General features: G+C 69.2%; 17 protein-coding genes. 9 read left to right on the top strand and 8 right to left on the bottom strand.

What is annotated here, in order from left to right:
- From mtlA to ACQPZZ_RS12875, 3 genes are all read right to left on the bottom strand, one after another.
- Complete coding sequence (mtlA, locus tag ACQPZZ_RS12865) at positions 1 to 1209, bottom strand: mannitol-specific PTS transporter subunit IIC (protein WP_432931851.1); 1209 nt, start codon at positions 1207 to 1209, stop codon at positions 1 to 3.
- Positions 1210 to 1434: 225 nt separating this feature from the next.
- Complete coding sequence (pfkB, locus tag ACQPZZ_RS12870) at positions 1435 to 2400, bottom strand: 1-phosphofructokinase (RefSeq protein WP_432931853.1); 966 nt, start codon at positions 2398 to 2400, stop codon at positions 1435 to 1437.
- The gene (locus ACQPZZ_RS12875; protein ID WP_432931855.1) at positions 2397 to 3158 is read right to left on the bottom strand and encodes a DeoR/GlpR family DNA-binding transcription regulator; all 762 of its coding nucleotides are present in this window, start codon (positions 3156 to 3158) and stop codon (positions 2397 to 2399) included. Before ACQPZZ_RS12875 ends, pfkB begins: the two co-directional genes overlap by 4 nt.
- Before the next feature lie 504 nt (positions 3159 to 3662).
- Here ACQPZZ_RS12875 and ACQPZZ_RS12880 point away from each other — a divergent pair.
- Entirely contained in the window at positions 3663 to 4901 is a 1239-nt protein-coding gene (locus ACQPZZ_RS12880; RefSeq protein ID WP_432931857.1) for a hypothetical protein, read from the top strand.
- A gap of 29 nt (positions 4902 to 4930) precedes the next feature.
- Here the strand turns inward: ACQPZZ_RS12880 and ACQPZZ_RS12885 are convergent, their stop codons facing one another.
- Both ACQPZZ_RS12885 and ACQPZZ_RS12890 read right to left on the bottom strand, forming a co-directional pair.
- A complete protein-coding gene (locus ACQPZZ_RS12885; protein ID WP_432931859.1) occupies positions 4931 to 5632 on the bottom strand; it encodes a Clp protease N-terminal domain-containing protein in 702 nt (233 codons plus the stop codon).
- Between the two features lie 143 nt (positions 5633 to 5775).
- A complete protein-coding gene (locus tag ACQPZZ_RS12890) occupies positions 5776 to 7023 on the bottom strand; it encodes a hypothetical protein (RefSeq protein ID WP_432931861.1) in 1248 nt (415 codons plus the stop codon).
- 264 nt (positions 7024 to 7287) lie between these two features.
- Here ACQPZZ_RS12890 and ACQPZZ_RS12895 point away from each other — a divergent pair, with 264 nt between their 5' ends.
- The 3 genes from ACQPZZ_RS12895 (at position 7288) to ACQPZZ_RS12905 (ending at position 10628) form a co-directional block, all read left to right on the top strand.
- The gene (locus ACQPZZ_RS12895; RefSeq protein WP_432931863.1) at positions 7288 to 8592 is read left to right on the top strand and encodes a CynX/NimT family MFS transporter; all 1305 of its coding nucleotides are present in this window, start codon (positions 7288 to 7290) and stop codon (positions 8590 to 8592) included.
- Positions 8593 to 8655: 63 nt separating this feature from the next.
- Entirely contained in the window at positions 8656 to 9411 is a 756-nt protein-coding gene (locus tag ACQPZZ_RS12900; protein ID WP_432931865.1) for a class I SAM-dependent methyltransferase, read from the top strand.
- A gap of 128 nt (positions 9412 to 9539) precedes the next feature.
- Positions 9540 to 10628 (top strand): hypothetical protein, encoded by a 1089-nt coding sequence (locus ACQPZZ_RS12905; protein WP_432931867.1) that lies wholly within the window; start codon positions 9540 to 9542, stop codon positions 10626 to 10628.
- 21 nt (positions 10629 to 10649) lie between these two features.
- On the opposite strand, the gene ACQPZZ_RS12910 is transcribed toward ACQPZZ_RS12905, so the two are convergent.
- A complete protein-coding gene (locus ACQPZZ_RS12910; protein WP_432931869.1) occupies positions 10650 to 12368 on the bottom strand; it encodes a GAF domain-containing protein in 1719 nt (572 codons plus the stop codon).
- 52 nt (positions 12369 to 12420) lie between these two features.
- On the bottom strand, positions 12421 to 12750 hold the full coding sequence (locus ACQPZZ_RS12915; protein ID WP_432931871.1) for a hypothetical protein: 330 nt from the start codon (positions 12748 to 12750) through the stop codon (positions 12421 to 12423).
- Between the two features lie 1125 nt (positions 12751 to 13875).
- Here ACQPZZ_RS12915 and ACQPZZ_RS12920 point away from each other — a divergent pair.
- From ACQPZZ_RS12920 to ACQPZZ_RS12930, 3 genes are all read left to right on the top strand, one after another.
- The gene (locus tag ACQPZZ_RS12920) at positions 13876 to 14466 is read left to right on the top strand and encodes a response regulator transcription factor (RefSeq protein ID WP_432931873.1); all 591 of its coding nucleotides are present in this window, start codon (positions 13876 to 13878) and stop codon (positions 14464 to 14466) included.
- Positions 14467 to 15461: 995 nt separating this feature from the next.
- Positions 15462 to 16442, top strand: a complete 981-nt coding sequence (locus tag ACQPZZ_RS12925) for a hypothetical protein (protein WP_432931875.1) — start codon at positions 15462 to 15464, stop codon at positions 16440 to 16442.
- Positions 16443 to 17484: 1042 nt separating this feature from the next.
- A complete protein-coding gene (locus ACQPZZ_RS12930) occupies positions 17485 to 19245 on the top strand; it encodes a fatty acyl-AMP ligase (protein WP_432931877.1) in 1761 nt (586 codons plus the stop codon).
- Positions 19246 to 19454: 209 nt separating this feature from the next.
- On the opposite strand, the gene ACQPZZ_RS12935 is transcribed toward ACQPZZ_RS12930, so the two are convergent.
- Positions 19455 to 20357 (bottom strand): alpha/beta hydrolase, encoded by a 903-nt coding sequence (locus ACQPZZ_RS12935; RefSeq protein WP_432931879.1) that lies wholly within the window; start codon positions 20355 to 20357, stop codon positions 19455 to 19457.
- A gap of 587 nt (positions 20358 to 20944) precedes the next feature.
- On the opposite strand from ACQPZZ_RS12935, the gene ACQPZZ_RS12940 reads away from it, so the two are divergent.
- Positions 20945 to 22744 (top strand): carbamoyltransferase family protein, encoded by a 1800-nt coding sequence (locus ACQPZZ_RS12940; RefSeq protein WP_432931881.1) that lies wholly within the window; start codon positions 20945 to 20947, stop codon positions 22742 to 22744.
- A gap of 374 nt (positions 22745 to 23118) precedes the next feature.
- Positions 23119 to 24096, top strand: a complete 978-nt coding sequence (locus ACQPZZ_RS12945; RefSeq protein ID WP_432931883.1) for a hypothetical protein — start codon at positions 23119 to 23121, stop codon at positions 24094 to 24096.
- Positions 24097 to 24118 lie beyond the last annotated feature (22 nt).

Here is a 24118-nt window from a genome sequence, read left to right on the forward strand (position 1 = left end):
TCACGCCTCCTTGGTGGCGGGCACGCTCTCGGCCGCCGTCTCGCCGGTTGTCTCGTGCTTGTGGTTGTCGGTGTCGATGTCGGTGTCGTTCGTGCCGGTGGTGGTGCCGGTGGGGGTGGCGGTGGGGGTGGCGTCCTGCGCCGGCTCGTCCGGCTGGTCGCCGTTGGCGCGGCCGAAGCCCAGCAGCGCGGCGGCCACGGCGAAGGAGACGGCCGTCGCGACGACGATCCCGGCGATCGGCCCGAACCAGCCGCCCTTCGGGGTCACCGCCATGTAGGCGAAGATGCTGCCCGGCGACGGCGTCGCGACCAGGCCCGCCCCGGTGACCAGGAAGGTGAGCACGCCCGCGGCGCCACCGGCGATCACCGCGACGATCAGGCGCGGCTTCATCAGCACGTACGGGAAATAGATTTCGTGAATGCCGCCGAAGAAGTGGATGATCATGGCGGCGGGGGTGCTGGGACGCAGGGACCGCGGGCCGAACAGCAGGTAAGCGATCAGCAGGCCGAGGCCCGGGCCCGGGTTGGACTCCAGCATGAACAGGATCGATTTGCCGTGCTTGACCGACTCGGCGACGCCCAGCGGCCCGAGCACGCCGTGGTTGATCGCGTTGTTGAGGAACAGCACCTTGGCCGGCTCGATGATGACCGACGCGATCGGCAGGAGCGAGTGCGAGACGAGCCACGACACGCCGTCGCCCGCGACCTCGGTGACCTTCTCCACGACCGGGCCGATGGCGAGGACGCCGGCGATCGCCATGACCGCGCCGACGATGCCGGCGGTGAAGTTGTCGACCAGCATCTCGAAGCCGGCCCTGGTCCGTTCGGCGGTGAACCGGTCGACGTGCTTGAGGATCAGCGCGGCCAGCGGGCCGACGATCATGGCGCCGAGGAACATCGGGACGTCCGCCCCGACGACCACGCCCATCGTGGCGACGGCGCCGACGACCGCGCCGCGCTGGGCGTGGACCATCCGGCCGCCGGTGTAGCCGATGAGCACGGGGAGGAGGGTGCCGATGATCGGGCCGACCAGTTCGGCGAGTGTCTTGTTCGGTATCCATCCGGTCGGGATGAACAGGGCCGTGATGAGACCCCAGGCGATGAAGGCGCCGATGTTCGGCATGATCATTCCAGCGAGGTGGCCGCCGAAACGCTGGATCGTGGCCCGCACACCGGTGCCGTGGACGGTGGGGGTATAGGGCGTGGCCATTGAGGTGCTCCTTCCGGGGCGACCGGCCTGGCCGGCCGGCTGGGGGGTTCTCGGGTCGCTGCCATCCCCCCGGACATGAGCGAGCGAAGCGAGTGAATCAGGAAGTGCGAAGCGGGCGAAGCGAATGGATCAGGAAGTGCGAAGCGGGCGAAGCGAGTGGATCAGGATGTGCGAAGCGGGCGAAGGGACTGAAGCGGGTGAGTCGCCGGGGATGGTGTGGCGCGCTCACGCGCCCCCGGGCGCCGGGCGAGGGGGTGGCGTGAGCGGCCGGGCCGGGTCGGGGGGACCGATCCGGACGTGTGTGCGGTCGATGTCGGCCGGGCGGGGCATCCGGCTGCCGGGCAGCCCCACGGCGGCACCGGCCCAGGCCAGGCCCTCGGCGAGAGCCGCCTCGCCGTGGGCCCCGGCGGCGAGGAAACCCGCCAGCAGGGCGTCGCCCGCGCCCACGCTGCTGCGCGGCTCCTCGACGGCGCATTCGCCGTACCAGACCTGTTCGTCGTCCTCCACCAGCAGCGCGCCGTCGGCGCCGAGGCTGGTCAGGACCGACCGCGCGCCCATGGCGCGCAGCTTTCCGACCGCGTCGAGCACGTCGCCGACGTGGGCGATCGACGTGCCGGTGGCCTCGGCGAGCTCGTCGCGGTTGGGCTTGATCAGCGCCGGTCCGGCGTTCACCGCGGACACGAGGGCGGGGCCGCTCGTGTCGACCGCGAGGTTGATGCCGGCGTCGGCGAAGCGGCGGCACAGCCCGGCGTAGACGTCGACCGGTACGCCGGGCGGGAGGCTGCCCGAGGCGACCACCCAGTCGGCCGACCGGGCGGCGTCGAGCACGGCGCCCGCCAGTGTGTCCAGCTCGGCGGGGGTCAGCGCGGTGCCCGGCTCGTTCACCTTGGTGACCGTGCCGTCCGGCTCGGCGATCGCGACGTTGGACCTGGTCGGGCCCGTGACCGGCACGGGGATCATGTCGAGGCCCTCCGCCGACAGCAGGTCGAGGAGCCGGCGCCCCTCGTCGCCGCCGTACGGGATGACCGCGCACGACCGGACGTCGTTGGCCAGCAGGGCCCGCGACACGTTGACGCCCTTGCCTCCGGGGTCGAGGTGGGTGGCGGCCGCCCGGATGACGGCGCCGCGGGTGAGCGCGCCGACCTCGATCGTGCGGTCGAGGCTGGGATTGAGGGTCAGAGTGAGGATCATGCCCGGACCACCTCCGGTCCCGCTGCGGCCAGCGCGGCGGCCTGGTCGGGGTCGAGCCCGGTGTCGCTGATCACGACGTCGATCTCCCCGAGCGTGGCGAAGCGCGCCAGGTAGGTGCCGGAGAACTTCGTGTGGTCGGCCAGCAGCACGGCGCGGTCGGCGCAGGCGATCATCGCCCGCTTGATCGCCGCCTCGGCGGGGTCGGGGGTGGTCAGGCCCTTGGCCACCGAGCAGCCGTTGGTGGCCATGAAGGCCACATCGACGTTGAGCTGCGACAACTGCTGGATGGCCCAGTCCTCCACCGTCGCCAGCGTCCGGCCGCGCACCCGGCCGCCCAGCATGAGCACGGTCAGGTTGGGGCGGGTCGCCAGCGCCGTGGCCAGCGGCGGAGAGTTCACGACCACGGTGAGCTCGCGGTCAGGTGGCAGCGCCTGCACGAGCCGGCTCGTCGTGGAGCCCGCGTCGATGACCACGGCGCCGTCCTCGGGAAGTTCGGCCAGGGCGGCCTTGGCGATGCGCTCCTTCTCGGCCGTCATCACCTCGTCCCTCGCGGCGAGGGCGGGCTCGAACCCCAGGCGCTCGACCGGGATGGCGCCACCGTGCACGCGCCGCAGGACGCCGGCGCGCTCCAGGGCGGTCAGGTCGCGGCGGATCGTCTCCGTCGTGACGCCGAACCGTTCCGCCAGCGTCACCACGTCGACCCGGCCGGCGTCCCGTGCCGCCCGCAGGATCTCCTGCTGCCGCTCCTCGGCGTACATCGTGTTGGTTCACCGCCGTTTCGATGTTGTTTCGTATGTGTTTATACCCGTCTATGTTGCACGGTCAAGAGTGGCGAACGTTCTTCGTCGCGATCATGTTCGGGATTCCGCCGGCCGCCGGGGTTCCGCTGTCATTCGGTGTCGTACTGCGGATCGCCGCCCAGGCCCGGACGCCGGCCGGTCCGCCGCGGTCAGTCGATCAGCCCAGTGACGCCGTCGCCGCGCGCAGATCCCGCAGGGTGGCCGACGCGGGGGCGCGAGCCCTCCCGCGTCGTCCCGATCGCCTGCGGACCACCGGGCGTAGCCCCGCTTGAAGGCGAGGACTCCCAGCTCGGCCGCGAGGTGTGCGGTCGGGTCCGGGACGCCGCGGGCGATGAGCGCGGCGGTCATGGCGAGCCCTGAGACGACGGAAAGGCGTGTCCGTCTTCTCGAGGGCCGGGCCGGGCCTGGCCTCGCGTGAGCGGTTAGGGTGCTGGCTTCATCCGATCGAGTGGGGAGGCGCGGATGCGACCGTCGGGACCGGAGTGGGTCGAGGTGCGGCGACGCCTGAACGGGCACCGGCACGAGCTGGCCGTGGCGGCGGAGCGGCTCTATCCCGGAGTGGCGAGGGCCGGATCGACCCGCCTGCTCATCCGGGACGGCTGGATTCCGGCCACGCCGCTCGACCTGCGCGAGGTGCGGCTCTGCTGGGTGGAGGACGCTCCCGCCGCCGACGTCACGGGCCGGGAACCGGAGGCGGCGGCCCTGTTGCCGGAGGGCGCCGGCGCCTACCCGGACGCGCTGGGGACTTTCGCCCGTCCCCGGCTTTTTGAGGACCGCACCTGCTACCGGCTGCTGGAGGTCGCCTGGCCGGAGCTGACCTTCACCCGTGCGCGCTACTTCGACGGCGTGAGCGTGGGGGAGGCGGCCGCCCACGAGTTCGCCGCCCACGAGTCCGGCGCCCAGGAGTCCGGCGCCCAGGAGTCCGGCGCCCAGGAGTCCGGCGCCCAGGAGTCCGGCGCCCACGAGTCCGCCGCGTCTGAGGGCGGGCAGCCGCCGCCGTTCCGCGCGCTCGTGGGCGATCCCACCGATCTGCGCCGCCGGCCCGCGCTCTGCGCGATCTCGACGCTGACGCTGCGGCACGACCGTCGTACGGGGGAGACGTCGTTCGTCCTGCACTGGCGCGACGCGGCCCGGGTGGCGCACGGCGGCGGGCTGTTCCAGGTCATGCCGGTCGGGGTCTTCCAGCCCGCGTACGAGTCCGCGGGCGCGGAGAAGGCCGACCTCGACCTGTGGAAGTGCGTGGTCCGCGAGTACGCCGAGGAGTTCCTCGGGCGGGGGGAGGAATACGGCGACGGCTTCGACTACGAGAGCTGGCCGCTCTACCGGCTGCTGACGGACGCCCGTGCGGACGGCCGCGTGCGCTCCTTCATGCTGGGCGTGGGGGTCGATCCGCTGACCTTCGCGACCGACTTCCTCACGGTGACCGTGCTGGAGGCGGAGACGTTCGACGCCGTCTTCGGCGAGGTCGCCGCCTCCAACAGCGAGGGACAGGTCGTGGGCCGCGTCCCGTTCGACGCGGGGACAGTGCGGCGCTACGTCCGCCATGAGCCGATGCAGGCGGCGGGCGCGGCCGTGCTGGACCTCGCCTGGCGGCACCGCGAGGCTCTCCTTCAGTCACACGCACGCCGTCCCCGCCTGCCGATCAGGCCGAGGGGACGCTCAGCGGAAGTTCCGCCTGGCGGTCCCCCCGAGAAAGGGTGACCCTCGGACCGGCTCCGCCGGGCAGCGCGTCACTTGTCGCGCGCGGCGGACCGTTTGATGATCTCGGTCTCGACCGTCTGGTGCAGCTCGTCCGACGTGAAGCCGAGGTCGCGCAGGATCCGCGCGGCCACACTGTCCTCGGCGCGGATCAGGCCCAGCAGCGTGTGTTCCGTGCCGACCCAGTCGTGACCGAGGTCGGCCGACGCGCGGGATGCCTGCTCGATGGCCTCCTTGCTCTCCGGCCGGAAGGCGATGTGACCCCGCAGCGCCTTCTGCCCGGCCGGCGGCATCGCTTCCTCGACGGCGTCGCGGATGCGTCGCTCGGACTCGATCTTCGCCATCAGCACCTCGTACGCCAGGCCCCGCGGTTCGCCGAGCAGGCCGAGCAGGATGTGTTCTGTGCCGATGAAGTCGTGCTTGTACGTCCGGGCGGCCTCCTGCGCCAGCACGATGCTGTGCCGGTTCAGGTCGGTGAACCGCTCGAACACGTTGGGCGCGTGGCGTTGCTGGGCGGCCTGTTTGGACACCCCGATGGCGTCACCGACCTCGCTCCACGACGCGCCGGCCTGCCTGGCCTTGCGAACGTAGTGGTCGACGAGCTGATCGCCGAGGTCGGACAGGGTCTGGGCGCGGAGGTGCGCCTCGCTGATGCGGGCCAGGTCGCCGGCGTCGGGGAGTTCCTCGTCGAGGCGGGCGATCAGGTCGGCGAGGTGGATGTTGAGTGGGCTCATGCGTCAACCGTAGGTTGACGATCGTCCAATCGTCAATCTGTAATTGACGCATGTCTCTTGTGTCCGGCGCGGGCCGCGACGCCGCCGCGCACCGGCGTGCGGCTCCCGTACGGCGTCGCGGCACGGGCCCCTGCGCAGGGCCGTCAGTAGCCGTAGCGGCTCTTCAGGTGCCGCCAGACGTCGCGCAGCATCCACGCGTCGAACTCGGTGATCGACGTGGCGGAGCCCGCCTTCATGAGGAAGCAGCACTGCCCGGACGGGGTCCAGTCGTAGAAGTCGTCCAGGCCGAAACCGTGCCCGATCTCATGGAGGAGGATGTGGATGTCGTCGCTGTCGAGGTTGTCCACCAGATACTCGCTGCCGACGCGCTGTCCCCAGGCGCCGCCCATGCCGCCGGTCATGCCCTCGGTGAGCCACAGCGACATGTCGTAGTGGCGCGAGGCGCCGCCGGGGCAGTCGGGATAGGTGCCCGACGGGTTGAACAGGCGTCCGCACGGCTCGGCGCACTGCGGCGCGTCCTCGCGCAGGTCGCCGACGTACACGTCCACCGAGTCGTCGCTCCACTGCAGGGTGGCACGGTCGCGTACGGCCCAGCCGACCACCTTCACGGGCACCTCGGCGTACGGCCAGCCGTTGTGGCCGGCCATCACGTCCATCCACTTCTTGAACGACCGGGCCAGGGCGGCGTGGATCTTGTCGCGCAGCTCCACCGAGACCGGGGCGCTGGAATCCCAGCGGACGCAGTAGTTGACGCTGCCGCCGTTGGCGATGATCTGGTCCCAGGCGTAGTCGCGGAAGCCGTACAGGTCGGGGTTGGTGGACTCGACGTGCCGCCAGACCTCGTCGAGCGGCGCGGCCATGGCGGCGGGCGGGCTCCACCCGCTCTGAAGGCCGGTGGCGTCGGCGAACGCCTTGATTTCGAGCAGACCGACCGAGGCCCGGCCGCTGCGCAGGACGACGCGCAGCCGGGTGGTGGTGACGGCGGGGAACGTGACGGTGTTGTAGGTGTCGGCGGCGGTGGGATAGGAGGCGGGGATGTCCACGTACGCGGCGCCGTCCCAGCTCTGGAGCTTCCACGATGCCGGGAGCCGGACGCCGCCTCCGTCGTCGAAGAAGTAGACCTGCGCAGAGGAGACCGTCTGGGCGGACGGCCAGGTCAGCAGGGCCCACTGCTCTCCGGCGTCGGGCCAGGTGCCCCAGCGGCGGTTCCGCGTGTCGTCGGAGCGGTCCGGGTCGATGCCGTCGTTGACGGCGGCCACGTTCTCCCAGGGAGAGGTGTAGGAGGCGGAGGCCGTGGCCGACGGGGCCACGTTCACGGTGGCGGCGTCGGCGCGCGCGGGCGTCAGCAGGAAGCCTGTGACCAGCGCGAGAACGGCGAACAGTCGCCTCATACTGTCTCCTTCACGGCGCGGTAAGCGTTCACCGGCCGCTGTCCGGGGGTGTCGTGCTGTGGAGCGGAAGTGCTCCACGAGTTTTTTCTGTCACAAATGGGGTGTCAAGCCCCCATTTAGGACGATGTAGCGGCGCGAGGCATCGACGCCGCCAGGAGGAGCCGCAACATCGACGACAACCCGGTGGATTTTGGAGAGAGTCGCTGATCCTAGGATGAGCCGGTGGTTTTGAGGACGAAGCAGCGATGACCGGGATGACGTCGCGTGGATGACGGAGCGGTCAGGGACGACACGACACCGGAGCATCTGGACACCGGCGCGGCGCCGGAGGACGACACCGCGCGCGGGGGCCCTGCGGAGCAGCCGCGAAGCCGCACCATCTGGACAGGCCGCCTGGCGGTCGCCGCCCTGGTGCTGGCCGCGCTCAATCTCCGGCCCGCGGTCACCAGCCTCGGGCCCGTGCTCGAAGAGGCCCGTGCCGCCCTCGGGATGAACGCGACCGTCGCCGGACTGCTCACGTCCGTACCGGCCGTGTGCTTCGCGCTGGTCGGCTCGGCGGCCCCTCGCCTGGCCCGCCGTCACGGACCGGACGGCGTCGTCCTCGCCGGGATGGCGGCGGTCGCGGCCGGGCTCGCCCTGCGCCCGTTCGTCGCGAACACCCCCGTCTTCCTCACCCTGAGCGGTCTGGCGCTGGCCGGGATCGCGGTCGCCAACGTGCTGCTGCCCGTCGTGGTCAAGCAGCGCTTCCCGGACAGGGTCGGCATGATGACGGGCCTGTATTCCATGGCCCTCAACCTCGGCGCCTCGACCGCCGCGGCCGTCACCGTTCCGCTCGCCGGCGCGTTCGGCGGTGACTGGCGTGCCGGTCTCGCAGCCTGGGCCGTCCTCGCCGCCGTCGCCCTGCCGCCCTGGCTCGCCCTCGTCCGCGACGGCCGGGGGCCGGTCGAGCGGCAGGCCGGGCGATCGGCGGGCGGGGACGCCGCCGCGGAGGCCGGGGCGCGCGTCCGGGTCGCCCGCAACCCGACGGCCTGGGCCCTCGCCGTGTACTTCGGCCTCCAGGCCACCTCCGCGTACGTGATCATGGGCTGGCTGCCCCAGATGTTCCGCGACTCCGGGCTGTCGGCGGAGACCGCCGGTCTGCTGTTCGCCCTCACCTCGGTGCTCGGCGTGCCGCTGTCCTTCGTGCTGGCCGCCGTCGCCGGACGGCTGCGGGACCAGAGGGGCATCGCCGTCCTGCTCGGAGTGTTCGGGCTCGCCGGGTATGCCGGACTGTGGGCGGCTCCCGCCGCCGCTCCCTGGCTGTGGGCGGTGCTGCTCGGTGTGGCCAACTGCTCCTTCCCGCTGGCCCTCACGATGATCGCGATGCGCGGCCGGGACGGTGCGACGGTGATCCGGTTGTCCGCCTTCGCGCAGAGCGCCGGCTACCTGCTGTCGATCCCCGGCCCGATCCTGGTCGGAGCGCTCTACCAGCACACCGGCGGCTGGCGAGCGCCGCTGGTCTTCGTGGTGTTCCTCATGCTGCCGCAGATCGCCGCCGGATACGTCGCGGGCCGCGATCGGCAGATCTGACTGTCGAGCTCTCTGGGGAAAAATCATTGGATTCCGCCGTACGCCGATGACGATCATTGGGGGATGCAGCAGGAGGACATCTGGAATGCCGACGCCGCCCGGCGTTACGACACCCCGGGCACAGGAATGTTCGCTCCGGAGGTCCTCGGGCCGGCGGTCGAACGCCTCGCCGGACTCGCGGGCGACGGGCGGGCGCTCGAGTTCGCCATCGGCACCGGGCGCGTGGCAATCCCGCTCGCCGAGCGTGGGGTGCCGGTCACCGGGATCGAGTTGTCGCGTCCGATGATCGACCAGTTGCGTACGAAGGCGGACGAGGAAACGATCCCCGTCATCGTCGGCGACATGGCGACCGCCGTAGCTCCGGGGGAGTACACGCTCGTCTACCTCGTCTACAACACGATCTCCAATCTGCTCACCCAGGCCGAGCAGGTCGCCTGCTTCCGCAACGCCGCCCGCCACCTGGCACCCGGCGGCCGCTTCGTGATCGAACTCTGGGTGCCCGAGTTGCGCAAGCTCCCGCCGGGTCAGCAGGCCGTGGTGTGGCATCACGAGCCCGGGTATATCGGCCTGGACACCTACGACGTTCTGCGGCAGCAGATCGTGTCGCACCATTTCCGATTCGACGAGAGCGAACACGCACGCCTGTATCGCAGTCCTCATCGGTACATCTGGCCGGCCGAGCTCGACCTCATGGCCCAGCTGGCCGGGTTCGAGCTGGAGAGCAGGCACGCGGACTGGACCGAGACCGAGTTCACCGCCGAATCACGTTCGCACGTGTCCGTCTATCGCATTCCGCCCAGCCGCATCGCGTCGGAATAAGGACGATCGCCGGACCCGATACGCGCATTCGACCGTGACGATCCGCTCTTCGCACAAGGGGCGAAGGGCGGACGAGTGGGTGTGCCGCTCCTGGCGACAAAGGGAGAGCCCCGCGAGGCGACCACCTCGTGGGGCAGGCGGGTCCGGCAGGTTCGATGTGCGGTTATCCGGTCCTTGCTGCTGTTGCTGTCTCACTCTCCCTGCTGCTGATGCCGCTACCGGGGTTCGCGGACCTGCCGACGCTCTTCCACGCGTCAGTCCATGCGGCCGCGTTCCTCGAATCGGCCTCGTTCGCGGCCTCGTTCTTCGAATCGTCCGCGTTCGCCGCGTTCTGCGAACCGGCCTCGTTCACCGCGTTCTGCGAATCGGCCTCGTTCGCGGCCGCGCTCTTCCATGCGCCCGCGTTCCTCACGGCCTCGTTCGCGGCCTCGTTCTTCGAATCGTCCGCGTTCCTCACGGCCTCGTTCGCGGCCACGTTCTTCGAATCGTCCGCGTTCCCGGCCTCGCTCTTCGAATCGGCCTCGTTCGCGGCCGCGCTCTTCCATACGCCCGCGTTCCCGGCCGCGTTCCTCGAATCGGCCTCGTTCGCGGCCGCGCTCTTCCATGCGCCCGCGCTCGCGGCCTCGTTCCCGGCCATAGTGGCCGTACTGACGGTGGCGCTCCCGGCCACGACACCTACCTCCGGGGCAGGGCTGTGCGGGGCTCTGCGTGACCTGCGCGGTGCTGCCGGCGGCATAGACCGGCTGCGTCTGCATAGTCACCGGGACGATGAGGGCCGACGCTGTGATCGCGCCAGCAGCCAGTGCTTCTTTGAGCATGAGTATCACTCCGTCGACTCCGTGACTGTCGCCGGGGAACACCCGGATACACGGAGCGCGAATCGATCCATCGAACCTTGGAACCAGACCCTGATTTCCACGCTAGAGGTAACAAAAGGTCCCGTCACCCAGGAATGCGCAAACAACCGCTTTTCGCAACAAAAAAGGCGGTCAATGCGAGTTATTGCAGGAGCATTTTCGCGGTCCCGGCACTCCCTTTACGTGGGCCGCTCAAGGCCTTCCACATCATTGAGACGCATTGGTTGTGATCGCACATCACCGGCCGCAGCCCGTCTCCGGCACCTCACGGTTCGTTACGGTGGATCGCTGACCGAGACCGCGCGGGTTCTCGAGGTTGCCGTGACCGAGGTGAAGGAAGCGGGTTGGGGCGTCTCCTGAATTCGGGGGAGCATGAGGTGATCAGCCCAGCGGGACGGTCCATTCGAGGCGGGCGCCGCCGACGTCGGGGGAGGTGAGGGCGAAGGCGCCGCCGAGCCGTTCGGCGCGGTCGGCGAGATTGCGCAGGCCACTGCGGCGGCCCTCAACCGGGATGCCGACGCCGTTGTCCTCCACCACGAGGGTCAGCCGCCCGTCGCCGGCCTGGACGCTGACGTCGGCGCGGCTGGCTTTGGCGTGGCGGACGAGGTTGGACAGGGCCTCGCGGAGGACGGCGAGCAGGTGCTCGGCGACTTCGGCGGGCACCTCGTTGTCGAGCCGGCCCTCCAGGCTCAGGCCCGGCATGAAGCCGAGGTGCCCGCGGGCGCCCTCGACCAGGTCCACGACCTGGGCGCGCAGGCTGGGCGCGGCCTCCTCGCGCGGCGTCTGCAGCGCGAAGATGGTCGAGCGGATCTGCCGGATCGTGGTGTCCAGCTCGTCGATCGCGCTCTGCAGCCGCGAGGAGGCCTCCGGCCGCTCGACCAGGCGAACCGCGCTCATCAGTGTCATGGCCACCGCGAACAGCCGTTGGATGACCACGTCGTGCAGGTCTTTGGCGATGCGGTCACGGTCTTCCAGCAGGCCGAGCCGTTCGGCGTCGCGGCGGATGTCGGCCAGCTCCAGCGCGACGGCCGCCTGCCCGGAGAACGCGTGCAGCATGCGCAGCTCCGACTGGCTGAACGGCATCCGTCCCGAGCGCCTGACCAGCGCCAGCACGCCGCGTACCGCCTCCGCGGCGCCCAGCGGCACGGCGGCCGCCGGTCCCACCGGCTGATCGTCTGCCCAGACCAGATGCGCCTGGCTCTGATCGAGATCGTCCAGCATCAGTGGTTCCCCACCCAGGAACGCCCGGCCGGCGAGGGATCCTTCGACCGCGACCTCGTCGTCGACGAGACGGACTCCCGGACGCCCGTGCTCGGTGAGCGCACCGTCCTGCAGCGCCACGCGCAGAACGTCGCGGTCGTGGTTGGGGAGCAGGATCGCCACCGCGTCGGCGTCGGCCATCTCACGGGCGCGCCGGGCGATCAGCGTGAGCACTTCCTTCGATTCGGCGCCGGACAGCAGCCGGGTGGTGATGTCGGAGGACGCCTGGAGCCAGGTCTCCCGGCGGCGGCTCTCCTCGTACAGGCGCGCGTTCTCGATGGCGACGCCCGCGGCGGTGGCCAGGGCGACGACGACCGCCTCGTCGTCCTCGTCGAACTCCCCGCCCCCGCGTTTCTCGGTCAGGTAGAGGTTGCCGAACACCTCGTCGCGTACGCGGACCGGCACGCCGAGGAAGCTGCCCATGGACGGGTGGCCGGGCGGGAAACCGTACGACTCGGGGTGCCGGGAGATGTCGGCCAGCCGCAGGGTTTGGGGTTCCTTGATCAGCAGGCCGAGCAGGCCGAGCCCGTGCGGCCAGTGCTCGATCCTGGCGATCTCCTCCTCGCTCAGCCCCACCGGCACGAACTGGACGAGCGTGTTCTCCTCCCCGATCATGCCCATTGCCCCGTACGTCGCGTCGACCAAGGTGGTGGCGGTCTCCACGATGCGCCGCAGCACCGTCTCCAGGTCCAGGTCACTGCCGATCGAGACGACCGCCTCCAGCAGCGCGTGCACCCGATCCCGGGTGGTCAGCACCGTCTGCAGGCGCGACTGCAACTCGGCCAGCAAATCGTCCAACCGCATGCTGGGAATCAGAGAACCGGACTCCTTCTCCGTCATGGTGCGCAGTTTCGCATCGACCACACGCCGGTGCCCACCTCCGGGGAGGCCGTCACCAGCGTCCGCGAGCGGAACAGGGCGCGGCCACGTGCGCCACCACCGGCTCGCCGCGAACGACACGGCGGTACGCCTCGCGGGCAGTGGCGCGGATGCGTTCCGGAAGTGCGGAGGTGGTGGGGCGGATGGACACGTAGATGTGCACCATCCCGTCGACCTCCGCCAGGCGCACGTCGTCCACCGCTTCGGTGAACGCCTCCTGCAGGGCCTTCCGCACGGTGCGTCGTGCGATCGGACCGGTCACCGGATCCCGGTCCTTTTCGTCTGCCTGTTCGTCTTCCTGGCCCCGGGGGATCGGACGGGGATCGGTGCTCAGAGTCGTCATGACACAACCGTCCCGCCGATCGTCCCGCGCGGGGCAGGGCCGAAGGTCCCCAGCCCTCGCGACGGTCGTCGGTTCCGGCCGGCGATCCGCTCACGGCCGGAGTCGGTGAAGCCGGGCCGGTAACCGGGCCGCTCGCCGACCGATAGTGACGGACAAATAACCGAACGTATCGGCCGTCCTGCATATCGGCGGGGTGCTCAGCAGCCTCTCCTAAGGGTGGAGTATCTGTTCGGCGTGCTGTGCGCTGGGTATTGAGATTGGCTTTTCGTACGCGTATGATACAAGTAACACTACAGCCGAAACGTGAATGCTTGCCGGAAGGCGCGTACCTTCCCGGATCATCCGATGATGGTTTCGAGATAAGGCTGACGTTGACGCGTTGGTCGGGAAGGCACGCCCGTGCCGCTCACGTTAGTGTGCAACTTTCAGGTTGACCACCATAACGGTATGGCGGGCGCCTGTTTCGTCGGCGAGCGGGGCGGTCACGATGACCGCCCGGTCGTGCCCATCGGCTCGCACCGGCCGCAGAAGATCCTCGCGGCGGCCGGCGCGATCGAGGTCGGGGGCATGTCTGTGCACGACACGCTCGCCGGCGAGGCGGCGGGCGAACGCCGGCGGCTCTCCTCGGTGATCCCGCGTCTGCGAGGAACCGCGAATCGGCGAACCGCACTTGTGCGACCCGGTGAACGCGCATGTCGCGCCTGGCCTGGCGTGGTTCCTCGGCCCGGCTGCGGTCCCGTGCATGCCGGTGAGCACCACGTCTGGCCGAGCAGTGGAAGCCCCGGCGATGCGCGTCCGTGGTTGGTGGCCTGCCTGCGGCGGACCGCGTCCGACTGCCGGCCGTCCGCCCGGGGGCCCACGGCGCTCACGCCGGCATCCGGCCGGGCCGGCGCGAAGCGTGCCTGCCGGGCCGATCGGAATGCACCCCGTCGTGAAGGAGGCCCCGATAGCCGCTTGACAATCTCGATCCGCGGGTCTTGACAACTGCTCGACGGCGTGGGAGTCACATCTGGAGGAGGTCGATCGTAAATCAATTCGTCATGGTAAGCGAGCCGCGCATTGCGACCCGATTGCGCGGTCCTACTGAGATGAATTACGGGGAGGATTCACGTGCAAATCGATGTCATGGTGTCCGACGAACTGCAACTGTCCCGTTTCGCGCTTACCGCGTTGCTTGAGCGAAGCGAGGCCATCCGAGTCGTCGGAGCAGCGGGCAGCAGCCTTGACGCACTGGAGTTCGCGGAGACGCATCGGCCGGACGTCACGATCATCAGTTTCGAGGGCGCGGACAATGACGCGATCGCGATCGCCGAGAAGATCGCGAGCCTTCCGGGGTGCCGGAGTCTGCTGCTCGCCACGGCGTTCAGCAGGACCGTCGTCCGTCAGGCCTTCAGCAGCGGGATCGACGGCATGGTGCAGCGGAGCGCTCCGCCGCGCCAGCTCTTCGACGCCATTCACCGGGTGCACCAGGGAGAGCGGGTCTTCGACCCGGAGCTGACGGTCGCCGCTCTGGCCAACGGAGGTTGCCCGTTGACCCTGCGGGAGCTCTCCGTTCTCGAGTACGTCGCGCAAGGTGACACGGTGACCGAGATCTCGGCGCGGTTGCATCTGTCCGAGGGAACCGTGCGCAACTACCTGTCGTCCGTGGTGGCGAAGCTGGGTGCGCGCAACCGGATAGACGCGTTACGGATCGCCCAGAGCGCACACTGGATCTGAATATCGCGATTACCGCATTCAGGCATGCGGTGGTCGTGCAAGATTTCAGTCTGCAATGACGGCGTCAAAGGGTGTTGAACGCGCCGATGCGCTTCCACGCCACCGGCATGAGGATCGTCGCGGAGACGGTCCGCGTGTGGCTTCGGCTGAGGGCGTGCGGTCGTCGTGCGACGACCGTGTGGCCTTGGCCGAAGTGCCGGCCGCGAGGCTGAACGCGTTGGAACGCGGGAGGCCCGGCCGCGGGCCGGGACCGCCGAGTAACGTGCGGCGACCCCGAACCGGGGGCAGGGGTGACACTCGGCCGGCGCCTCAGGGAACGCGTTGATGCGGGTGGCGAGTGCGACGGGACGCGATGGTGTACCGCGGGCACCTGAGCGTGCGGGTGCGCGGGCCGGCCGCTCCTTCATGGGGCCGGCAGCAGAGCACGTGGGCCGGGTCGGCGAGGTCTTCGCCGGCCCGGCCGCAATCATGCGATCGACCGATTCGCCCGGTGCCGCGATCGGCACGATGTCCGCCCGGCCACGCCGGCTTCTCCACGCTGCCGCCGCCTGGAGCGGGCGGCCACCGGCGGGACCCGACGCTTGCGGCGGTGCGCGGCAGGACCTCGCCCGAAGCGGTGCCGGCGGGGCGCGGGGTGAACGCCGGCCCGAGAGACGCGGGTGAACGAGGTCCGGTGCGTCGCCTCCTGATTCGGGGACTCGCCGGAATGCGTCTCGCCAAGGCTTTCGAACCGCACACCGGCTCGATTCCTGTTTCTGAGCCATCGCTTGTGGATTGCCGGTCCGTCCGAATGACCCTCGGCGCCGCCGGGCTTGCCCTGCCGCCGGCCCGCGACGCCGGGGGTCGCGGCGGAACCGAACTACTCCGCACGTCGTAGGATGCTTGACTGATACTACTGACGGGGTAGTCGGAAAAGTCGTCAGGAAGTCGACGACGTGGGGAAGTCGGCGCGGGAGCATTCCACTAATCGACCCGCTCTGGAAAGGACCAATCCAATGCTGTTCGTCGAGCTGCTGGTGCCGAAGGGCGTTTTCGAGGAGCATGAGCGCCGCAGGTTCGCCGAGCGGCTGACCGGGCGGCGCCTGTTGTCGGACGCTGACGGTGAAGCGACGGCCCTGAATTCCGACATGATCGAACTGTTCAACGCCCTCACTCACGTGGTGGTGCGCGAGGAGGAGATCTGGAGCGTGGGCGGACGCCTCTCCGATGCCTCGCAGGGCCCCAGGTACATCGTGAACGTCATCGTTGGAATGTGGGGCAAGGAGCTGAGCGAGCATCTCATCTCCCGCATCACCGCCGAGCTGGGAGAGGTGGAAGGAAATCCCGAACCGCGGGCCGTGGTGAACGTGATTCCCCTGCCCGAGGGCGGCTATGGCCTGTACGGACGAGCCCAGCGCCCGTCCGACGTCCCGCAGCTGATGACGAAGACGCTCCGGATTCCGCAGGCGGACTCGGCGGGCATCCAGTACGCCTACGTCATCGAGACGAGGGACGAGCAGGAACGGCGCTGGTCCTCGATCGTCGACTTCGGCGACGTGATCGGGCGCGGAGTGGAAGACGACCTCCCCAGCAGTGGGGGGGACTTCGCGCGGGCCACTTTCGACGCCTACCTCAACCGGCTCGTCGACCACGCGCCGGGCGCGGTGGAGTTCTTCCTGTACGAAGATGAGGACGACACTCAGTGGCGCATCCAGATATGGGACGTCCGGGCAACCGGCTACGACCGGATCAGCAGCGTGCCTCCGCCGGGGGACGGCGCCCGGCAGCAGTACCCGCTCGCCCTGCGCGCCGAGCGGATCCCGCCGCAACTGGTCGTCAACTTCCCCGGCGATGTGGTCCGGAGCCGTCTGCAGGCCAAGCAACTCGCGCGGCAGAAAGCGCGAGAGGCGGGGGCGCCGGAGCCGGGCACGGGCACGGCGGCGCCTCGGACGGGGCGTGCCGGTGCGGTCTCGCCGGGTCCGGAGGACGCGGCCTGATCGGCAGGACATCGTCGCGCCGGCCCTCGATCCCGCGGCACGTGCGGTGAAAGACGACCGGCGTATGGCGGCGCAATGGCTCCGGGAACTCGTATTTGGTTGCGCCTAAATGAGTTTCTAATACTCGGATACGCGATTCTCACTTCTCCGGGTCGGCCGCTAGATGGTCACCCGCCGCCATGCTAGCCTCAATTCGAGTCAACGCGGTGTTCTGTGGGAGGTGATGCTGTGGGCGAGCATTCGACGGACGGCTGGCCGTGAGAATCGATGGGCTCGGTCGTGAATTTCTCATCTCTTGAACAATAGCGAATTCTGCTCGTCGGCCGGAAGCCGACGCCGAGGGCGAGCGATGTCGGCGGGCGGGCGGACGCGTGCGACGGCGAGCCGCTGCGTGCGGTCGCCGCACGGACGGGAGACCGCCTTCGTAGCCTCGCGCGGCCTCAGCGCCGAGGCGCGCGCGTGAGGGGCATGGCCGCTTATCGGCCTCGCCCACTTGCGATGTCGTCCACCTGCGATGTCGTCCACCTGCGATAAGGAACTCCGCGAGCATCGCATCGTGGCCGACGCGCTCGCGGGCGCGTCGCGGTCCCACCGCTCGGCTCCGCGAGTATCGAGGCGTCCGTCCATGATCCGCCCCCTGTACGGCATCTTTCCACCCGGGCTCACGGCGTGCTCGTGACGCCGATGCCGAATGCGAGAAAAGTGGCCGCTACGGCGCCCCACATCGGCGGTCTGCAACAGGCTCGGCGGGTCGTCCTGGCGCGCCGTTGTCAGCGCACAATACCTCTTCGATTAGTTCCGCGGCCTGCGGATCGCTTCAGATCTCCTAATCGCCTCGTCTTGCTGCTCGAGCGCGCGGGATCACGGTTGAACGCCGGCAGGCGTGTCCTTTCCGCGTGCCTCGTCTCGTGTCGTCGTGCGGTGAGTTTCTGAAGCGTTCAGTAGGCCGATTCGTGACGGTTACCGAGCCGTGCACACGGCAGGAAAGAAAGAGGAAACCAGGGTCATGGTCGATTTGCCGCACGCCGCCAGTGCTGCCGCGGTGATTAGTGAACACGCCCGCTCGACGCCGGAGCGCACCGCGCTGATCTTCGTGGACGACGTGGAGCGGGCCGACGGCGCCACCCAGTGGTCGTACGCCCAACTGGACGCCGAGGCCAGGCGGATCGGCGCATGGCTGCGTGCCCGCTTTCCCGCGGGCGACCGGGTGCTCCTGCTGTATCCGACAGGGCTCGACTTCGCCGCGGCCTTCGTCGGTTGTCTCTACACCGGCATGGTCGCCGTACCCGCGCCACTGCCCGGCCGGTATCGCCATGAGCGCTCCCGGGTGCGCAGCATCGCCGAGAACGCCGCTGTGTCCGCGATCCTGACCGACAACGACAACCTGGCCGCCGTCGCGGAATGGGCCGAGGCCGAAGGGCTCACCGGCACACCCCTGCTGGCCACGGACAGCGCGGACCTGGCGGACCCGGGCGTGTGGACGCCGGAGGACCTGAACCACGAGACGCTCGCGATGCTCCAGTACACCTCGGGCGCGACGGGTGAGCCCAAGGGCGTGATGCTCAGCCACGGCAACATCCTCCACAACGTGGACAGTCAGCGCCGTTCGTGCGCGATAACCCAGGAGACCCGGCTGGGCGGATGGATCCCCCTGTATCACGACATGGGGCTGCTCGGTCAGTTGCTGCCCGCGCTGTTGCTCGGTGCCAGCTGCGTGCTGATGCGTCCCAGCGCCTTCCTGCTGCGGCCGCATCATTGGCTCTGGATGATCGACAAGTACGACATCGAGCTGTCGGCGGCCCCCGACTTCGCCTACGAGCTGTGCTGTGCCCGGATCACCGACGAGCAGGTGATCGGCCTGGATCTGTCCCGGTGGCGGTTCTCCGCCGACGGTTCGGAGCCGATCAGCGCCGCGACGATGGACATGTTCGCGAAACGGTTCGCCCCGGTGGGCCTCCGGGACGACGTGCTGTGCCCCTGCTACGGCATGGCCGAGTCGACGGTCTACGTGTCCGGCGAACCGTACCGGAAGGCCGTGGTGACCACCGTGGACGCCGATCAGCTCGAACAACACCGGTTCGTGCCGGCCGAGTCCGGCGCCGAACTGGTGAGTTGCGGGACGCCGCGCGACCACGACGTGCTGATCGCCGACGCGCGGACCGGCAAGGTGCTGCCCCCGGGTGTCATCGGTGAGATCTGGCTGCGCGGTCCCAGTATCTCCAGGAGCTACTGGCGTAACGACGCCGCGACCGAGCGGGCCTTCACCCCGGGCGGCTATCTGCGTACGGGCGACCTCGGCACGCTGCACGACGGCGAGCTGTACGTGACCGGGCGGCTCGACGAGGTGATGACCCTGTGCGGCCGGCACCTCTATCCGCAGGACATCGAGCGGGAACTGCGTGCGCGGCATCCCGAACTCGGCAGTGCCGGCGCTGTTTTCGCGGTGTCGCTCGCCGAGGCCGGCAGCGAGGACCTCCTCATCGTCACGCACGAGATCAAGGGGCGCCAGGCCGAGGCGCGACTGCGGCAGCTGGCCGTCCAGATCAAGCAGACGGTCGCGCGCGAGTTCGGGGTCCACGTCGACGGCGTCGCTCTGTTGCGGCGTGGCGGGGTCCGGCGCACCACGAGTGGAAAGATCCAGCGCGCGGCGATGCGCCGCCTGTTCCTGGACGGCGAGCTCAACGCGGTGCACGTCGACTACGAGCTGCGCGTGGCGAACGCGCTGTGGTTGAGCCGTCAGGGGCCGGTAGACCGTGACGAACCGGCACGGTTCTCCGGGGGCGGCCTCGCCTCCCTTCACTGACCGGCCCGCCGAATCCTTCCACGCCCGTCGGGCCCGTCCGGGCCCGACGGGCTGACGCGGTTTCCGGCCGGGGCGCGTCCGCGCCCGGGCATGCCGGGGTCATCGGCAGGCCGGCGTTACCGGACGAGGTCCGGTGCGGCGTCCTGGGGACTCACCCGAACGCGGTTCACCAGGGGCGTCCGGACCTCGTGCCGTTCGCGTACCCGGGCTCAGTCGCCCTGGAGTGCCTCGGCACGCTGCCCCGGTGCGCCGCGGCGCACCGACCTCAGAACCGCGTCCAGCTCCCGGAAGACCTCACGACTGTGCGCGGCCGCCGCGGGCACGATGTCCTGCATCACGAAGTAACCATGCACGAGACCCGGTCCGGGCACATAGCGAACGGTTACTCCCGCCGTACGCAGCTTCTCGGCCATCTCCGCTCCCTCGTCACAAAGCGGGTCGAATTCGGCCGTGGCGAGCACCGTCGGCGGCAGATCCCGGACGTCGGCGCTCAGCAGATCGACGGCGGGTTCGCGGCGCTGCCGCGGATCGGGCGCGTACAGCTCGTAGTGCCAGGCCATGTCGTCGACGGACAGCAGATACCCCTCGGCGTGCTCACAGGCCGAGGCGATACGCAGGCTCGGATCCACGGGCGGATACAACAGCAGCTGCGCGGCGAACTCGACGTCGCGGGTGTCGCGCGCGTCGAGCGCGACGCCGAGCGCCATGTGGGCGCCGGCGCTGTCACCGGCGATCACATGGTCGCGACCGGGAAAGGACCGGCTCGTCCAGCGTGCCGCCGCGATGGCGTCGCGCAGCGGCGTGGGATACGGGAACTCCGGCGCCCGCCGGTAGTCGGCCGAGACGACGACGGCGTTCAGCGACGCGGCCATGGTGCGGCAGCCCCAGTCGTGCGTGTCGACGTCGCCGAGCACCCAGCCGCCACCGTGCAGGTATGTGATCACCCGGCCCTCGTCGGACTCCGGGGTGTACACCCTGCACCGGAACGACCCTCCGTCCGCCGTGCCGATCGTCGTGTCGACGGCGGTCACGGCGGCCTGGGGGCCGTCGTCCAGCCGGCGAGGGCGGATCGCGCTCGCCCGATACTTCTCGCGGGCGTCTTCCACGGTCATCGCACGAGCCGGAGTCGGAGGGCCGCCGGCGTGCTGCCAGGTGATCAGGTTACGGAGTATGCGGTCCAAAGGCATGGCGGCCCTCCTGCGCACTGGATCGATGTGAATTACGAGACCATTGTCTTCGGAAATACGCCGGCGGTGGCATGGGAAACGCCCTCGCTCCTGTCGTTCGCGATTCATCGCCGAGGTGTCGCATGGCAATCCCGCACCGGCTTCACCCGCGACGCATTTCATGGAGTCCCCGGTGGTACACCCTATGACACCGGCCGGTTCTCGTGGAGCCGTGAGAAACACATCCGTGGTGGTGCGCTTCTCACATTGCGATAGAACGATTTTCGCCGGTAGGCTTTGCCGGGAAAGTCGGCAGTTTCAGGTGTTGAAAAAGCTGCGGAACCCCCGAATATCTTCGTATTCCGAAGTCGGTCCCGATCTCCACCGCGGGCGGATGTGCGGCGGGGGAGTGGACGACTTCGGCATACCGCATGCCGGCCGAGGCCGGGTGACACAGTGCATCGCTCTCATCCGTGCGGAGCACTTCGTGGAGTCTGCGCACGCGACGTGGCACGAAGAGAAGGAGATCTGTCATGATCGTCTTAGGCTGCAACGGCTGGTCCCGCGGCGCTGAGATCTTCGCCGAACACTATGGCGCGGTCGGTATCGAGAAGCACTACGTCCTCGGACACGACGCGGGCGCATCCCTGCTGGTGGACGGCAAGCTGGTCGCCGCCGTGGAGGAAGAGCGGCTCAACCGGCAGAAGAAGACCTCCGACTTCCCGATAAACGCGGTGAACTGGTGTCTCAAGGAGGCGGGCCTGCAGTTCTCCGACATCGACCTCATCGCGATCCCGTGGAACTTCTCGGGCGAGGTCTTCGACGGAGTGCTGTTCGACCTCGCGTCGACGCCGATGGACCCCTTGGAGAAGCTGGGCCGGTTGAACCGCATCGGCCAGCTGTTCGTCCACGTCCTCGGCCGCGACGCGATCCTCGCCGACTTCGCGGCCCGCACCGGGTTCACCCCCGATCCGGACAAGGTGGTGTTCGTTCCGCACCACCTCGCGCACGCGACGACCGGCTACTACATGGCGGGCATGAAGGACGCCGCGTTCCTCATCAGCGACGGCCGTGCCGAGCTGTTCTCCTCGCTGACCGGCGAGATCCGCGACGGCCGGATTCGAATCTTCGAAGACTCGTACATCACCGCGAACGACTCGATCGGCAACCTGTTCGCCTCCATCACGCGATACCTGGGTTTCGTGCCCAACAATGACGAGTACAAGGTCATGGGCCTGTCCGGGTTCGCCGAGCCCCCCTCGCCGAACCCGTTCCTGGAGCACTTCGTCGAGCTTCTCGACGGCGGGCGTTACAAGCTCTGCCGGCCGCACGACCTGGAAAACCCCCTCTGTTTCGACCCCCTGCTCGAGCAGCACTTCGGTCCGCTGCAGGACACTCTCGAATACAAGGCCAACCTGGCCGCCGCGGCGCAGGAGATGCTCACCGTCGTCACGAGCCACCAGCTCCGCGCGCTGGAGGCCAAGACCGACCTGAACCACCTGCTGTTCGAGGGCGGTGTGGCGCTGAACTGCGTCAACAACACCAAGCTGCTCGAGGGATCGCGGTTCGCCGACATGGACGTGAGTTTCGGCGCCAGCGACACGGGCGTCGCCATCGGCGCGGCCGTCTACGCCTGGGCCAACCACCCGGACATGGCCGAGCAGGTGAAGCCCACGCCGACGATCACTCCGTACCTCGGGCCTGAGTACGACGAGCCGGCGATCGAGCAGGCGTTGCAGGAGTTCGGCGATCGCGTGGAATGGAAGCGCCTGAACGACGAGGAGGTCGTCGACCAGGTGGCCAAACTGCTCACCGAGAAGGTCGTCATCGGCTGGTTCGAGGGCCGGATCGAGCACGGCCCGCGTGCGCTGGGCCACCGCAGCATCCTCGCGAACCCGAAGTTCCCGGACATCAAGGACGTCATCAACACCAGGGTCAAGCACCGTGAGCCGTTCCGGCCGTTCGCGCCGCTCGTGCTCGAGTCGGATGCGCCGAGGATCTTCGAGATGGGCCGCAAAGCCCGTTCGCCGTACATGACGTTCGTCTTCCCGGTGCGACCGGAGTTCCACGACGTGATCCCGGGCGCGACCCATGTGGACGGCACCTCCCGGGTCCAGACGATCACCGACGAGGACACCCCGCGGCTGGCGGCGCTGCTGCGCCGGTTCACCGCGTTGACCGACGTGCCCTGCCTGATCAACACCTCCTTCAACGTGGCGGGCGAGCCGATCGTGTGCGCCCCGGCCGACGCGCTGAACTGCTTCCTGGGCACTGAGATCGACTATCTCGTGCTCGGCAACTACCTCGTCACGAAGGCCGATCCGTCCGCGTGACGTCCGTCCGCACGCGTATCGCCGGGAAGCCGTGACGTCGCCGGGAAGCCGCGACGCGGCTTCCCGGCGTCGTGCTGCGGTGCCTTCGTCCGCCCGGGCCCTCCTGCCGCGACGAGACGGCGCCGGCCGGCCTCCTTCGTGCTTTTCCTTCGGTATCGAGGCGATGACGCATGGTGGCGTGCGCCTGCCGGGCATTGATTTCTCCAATCCCCTGATGTGAAACACATGGGGATATATGTAAAAATAATCTTTGGTGCGGGGATGCCCGGCTGGTACCGTAATTACCGGTGCTATGGGCATCCGGAACAATCATGTGGTGTCGTGGCGATTACTAGCGCCGAGTCGTCGGCGCGGTCGTTCTGGGGAGACAGGCTGTGCCGCACCAAGCTGCAACCGTAAACACCCCCTGGGAACAAGTGGCGGATTCCATCGAATTCATACCCGCTGCTTATTCCGAAAAGACCGAGCCGGAATCGGTGGCGCAGGAAATGCTGCGCTGCGATTCGGCCGAGATCGACAGGCTGGTCGACGCGGGCCTGCCGTTCGAGTACCGATCCGGGGTGCGCCATTTCGACGCGAACGATCTGTACAACCTCGGCATGTACTCGAACAAGTCGACGACGCAGCCGGAGCTCACGTTCCGGATGCTCTTCCGGTTCGCGGCGCGTCCGCTGGACGATCTGTTGCGCCCGAAGACCTGGGACTTCCGCGTCCGGTTGGAATGCGTCGACTGCGCCGGGGCCGCGCCGTGGCGATTCGAGGAACCGGACGTCGTCCGATTCGGCGGAAGCGTCGCCGATGTGACGAGGCCGGCGGCCGGTCCGGGATCGGCGGAGTACGCGGCGACGGTCACCACGACCGGGGCGCGGACCCCATTGGTCTCGCCGGTGCTGCGCCGGCTCACCCGCGACTACCTGGACGCCGGCTACCGCTGGCAGATGATCCCCGTCGCCATGCAGGCCGACTACGAGCAGGTGCACGCTCTCGGCGCGACGAGCTGCATCGCGGCGAGCCTGTTCCTGGCCGAGCAGTTCCGCGCGGCCGGGTATCGGGCCGAGGCGAAACGGGGCTGGTTCTGCGGCGTGCTCGGCGGCGCCCTCGACCTGCCGCACGCGTGCGTGGAGGTCGAGGACGACGACGGAGCGTTCAGGACCGTCGACATCGCCAAGGCCCAGCTGGCCGCGCGGCTGTCGCCGGACACCGGGGACTTCCAGGAGCTGTGCCTCGGGTCGATCTACAACAAGGTGATTCCCTCCACCGCCTCCGGTAATGCGCCCTTCGGCTATCACGAATGCGGTTCGCCGCTGCCGATGCGGGTGCACGCAGATATTCGCTCGGTGCGTTCAAGCTGAATCTACGAGCCACTCCATGGGG

Origin of the sequence: Microbispora sp. CA-135349 (assembly GCF_050947365.1) — a bacterium.
GTDB lineage: Bacteria > Actinomycetota > Actinomycetes > Streptosporangiales > Streptosporangiaceae > Microbispora.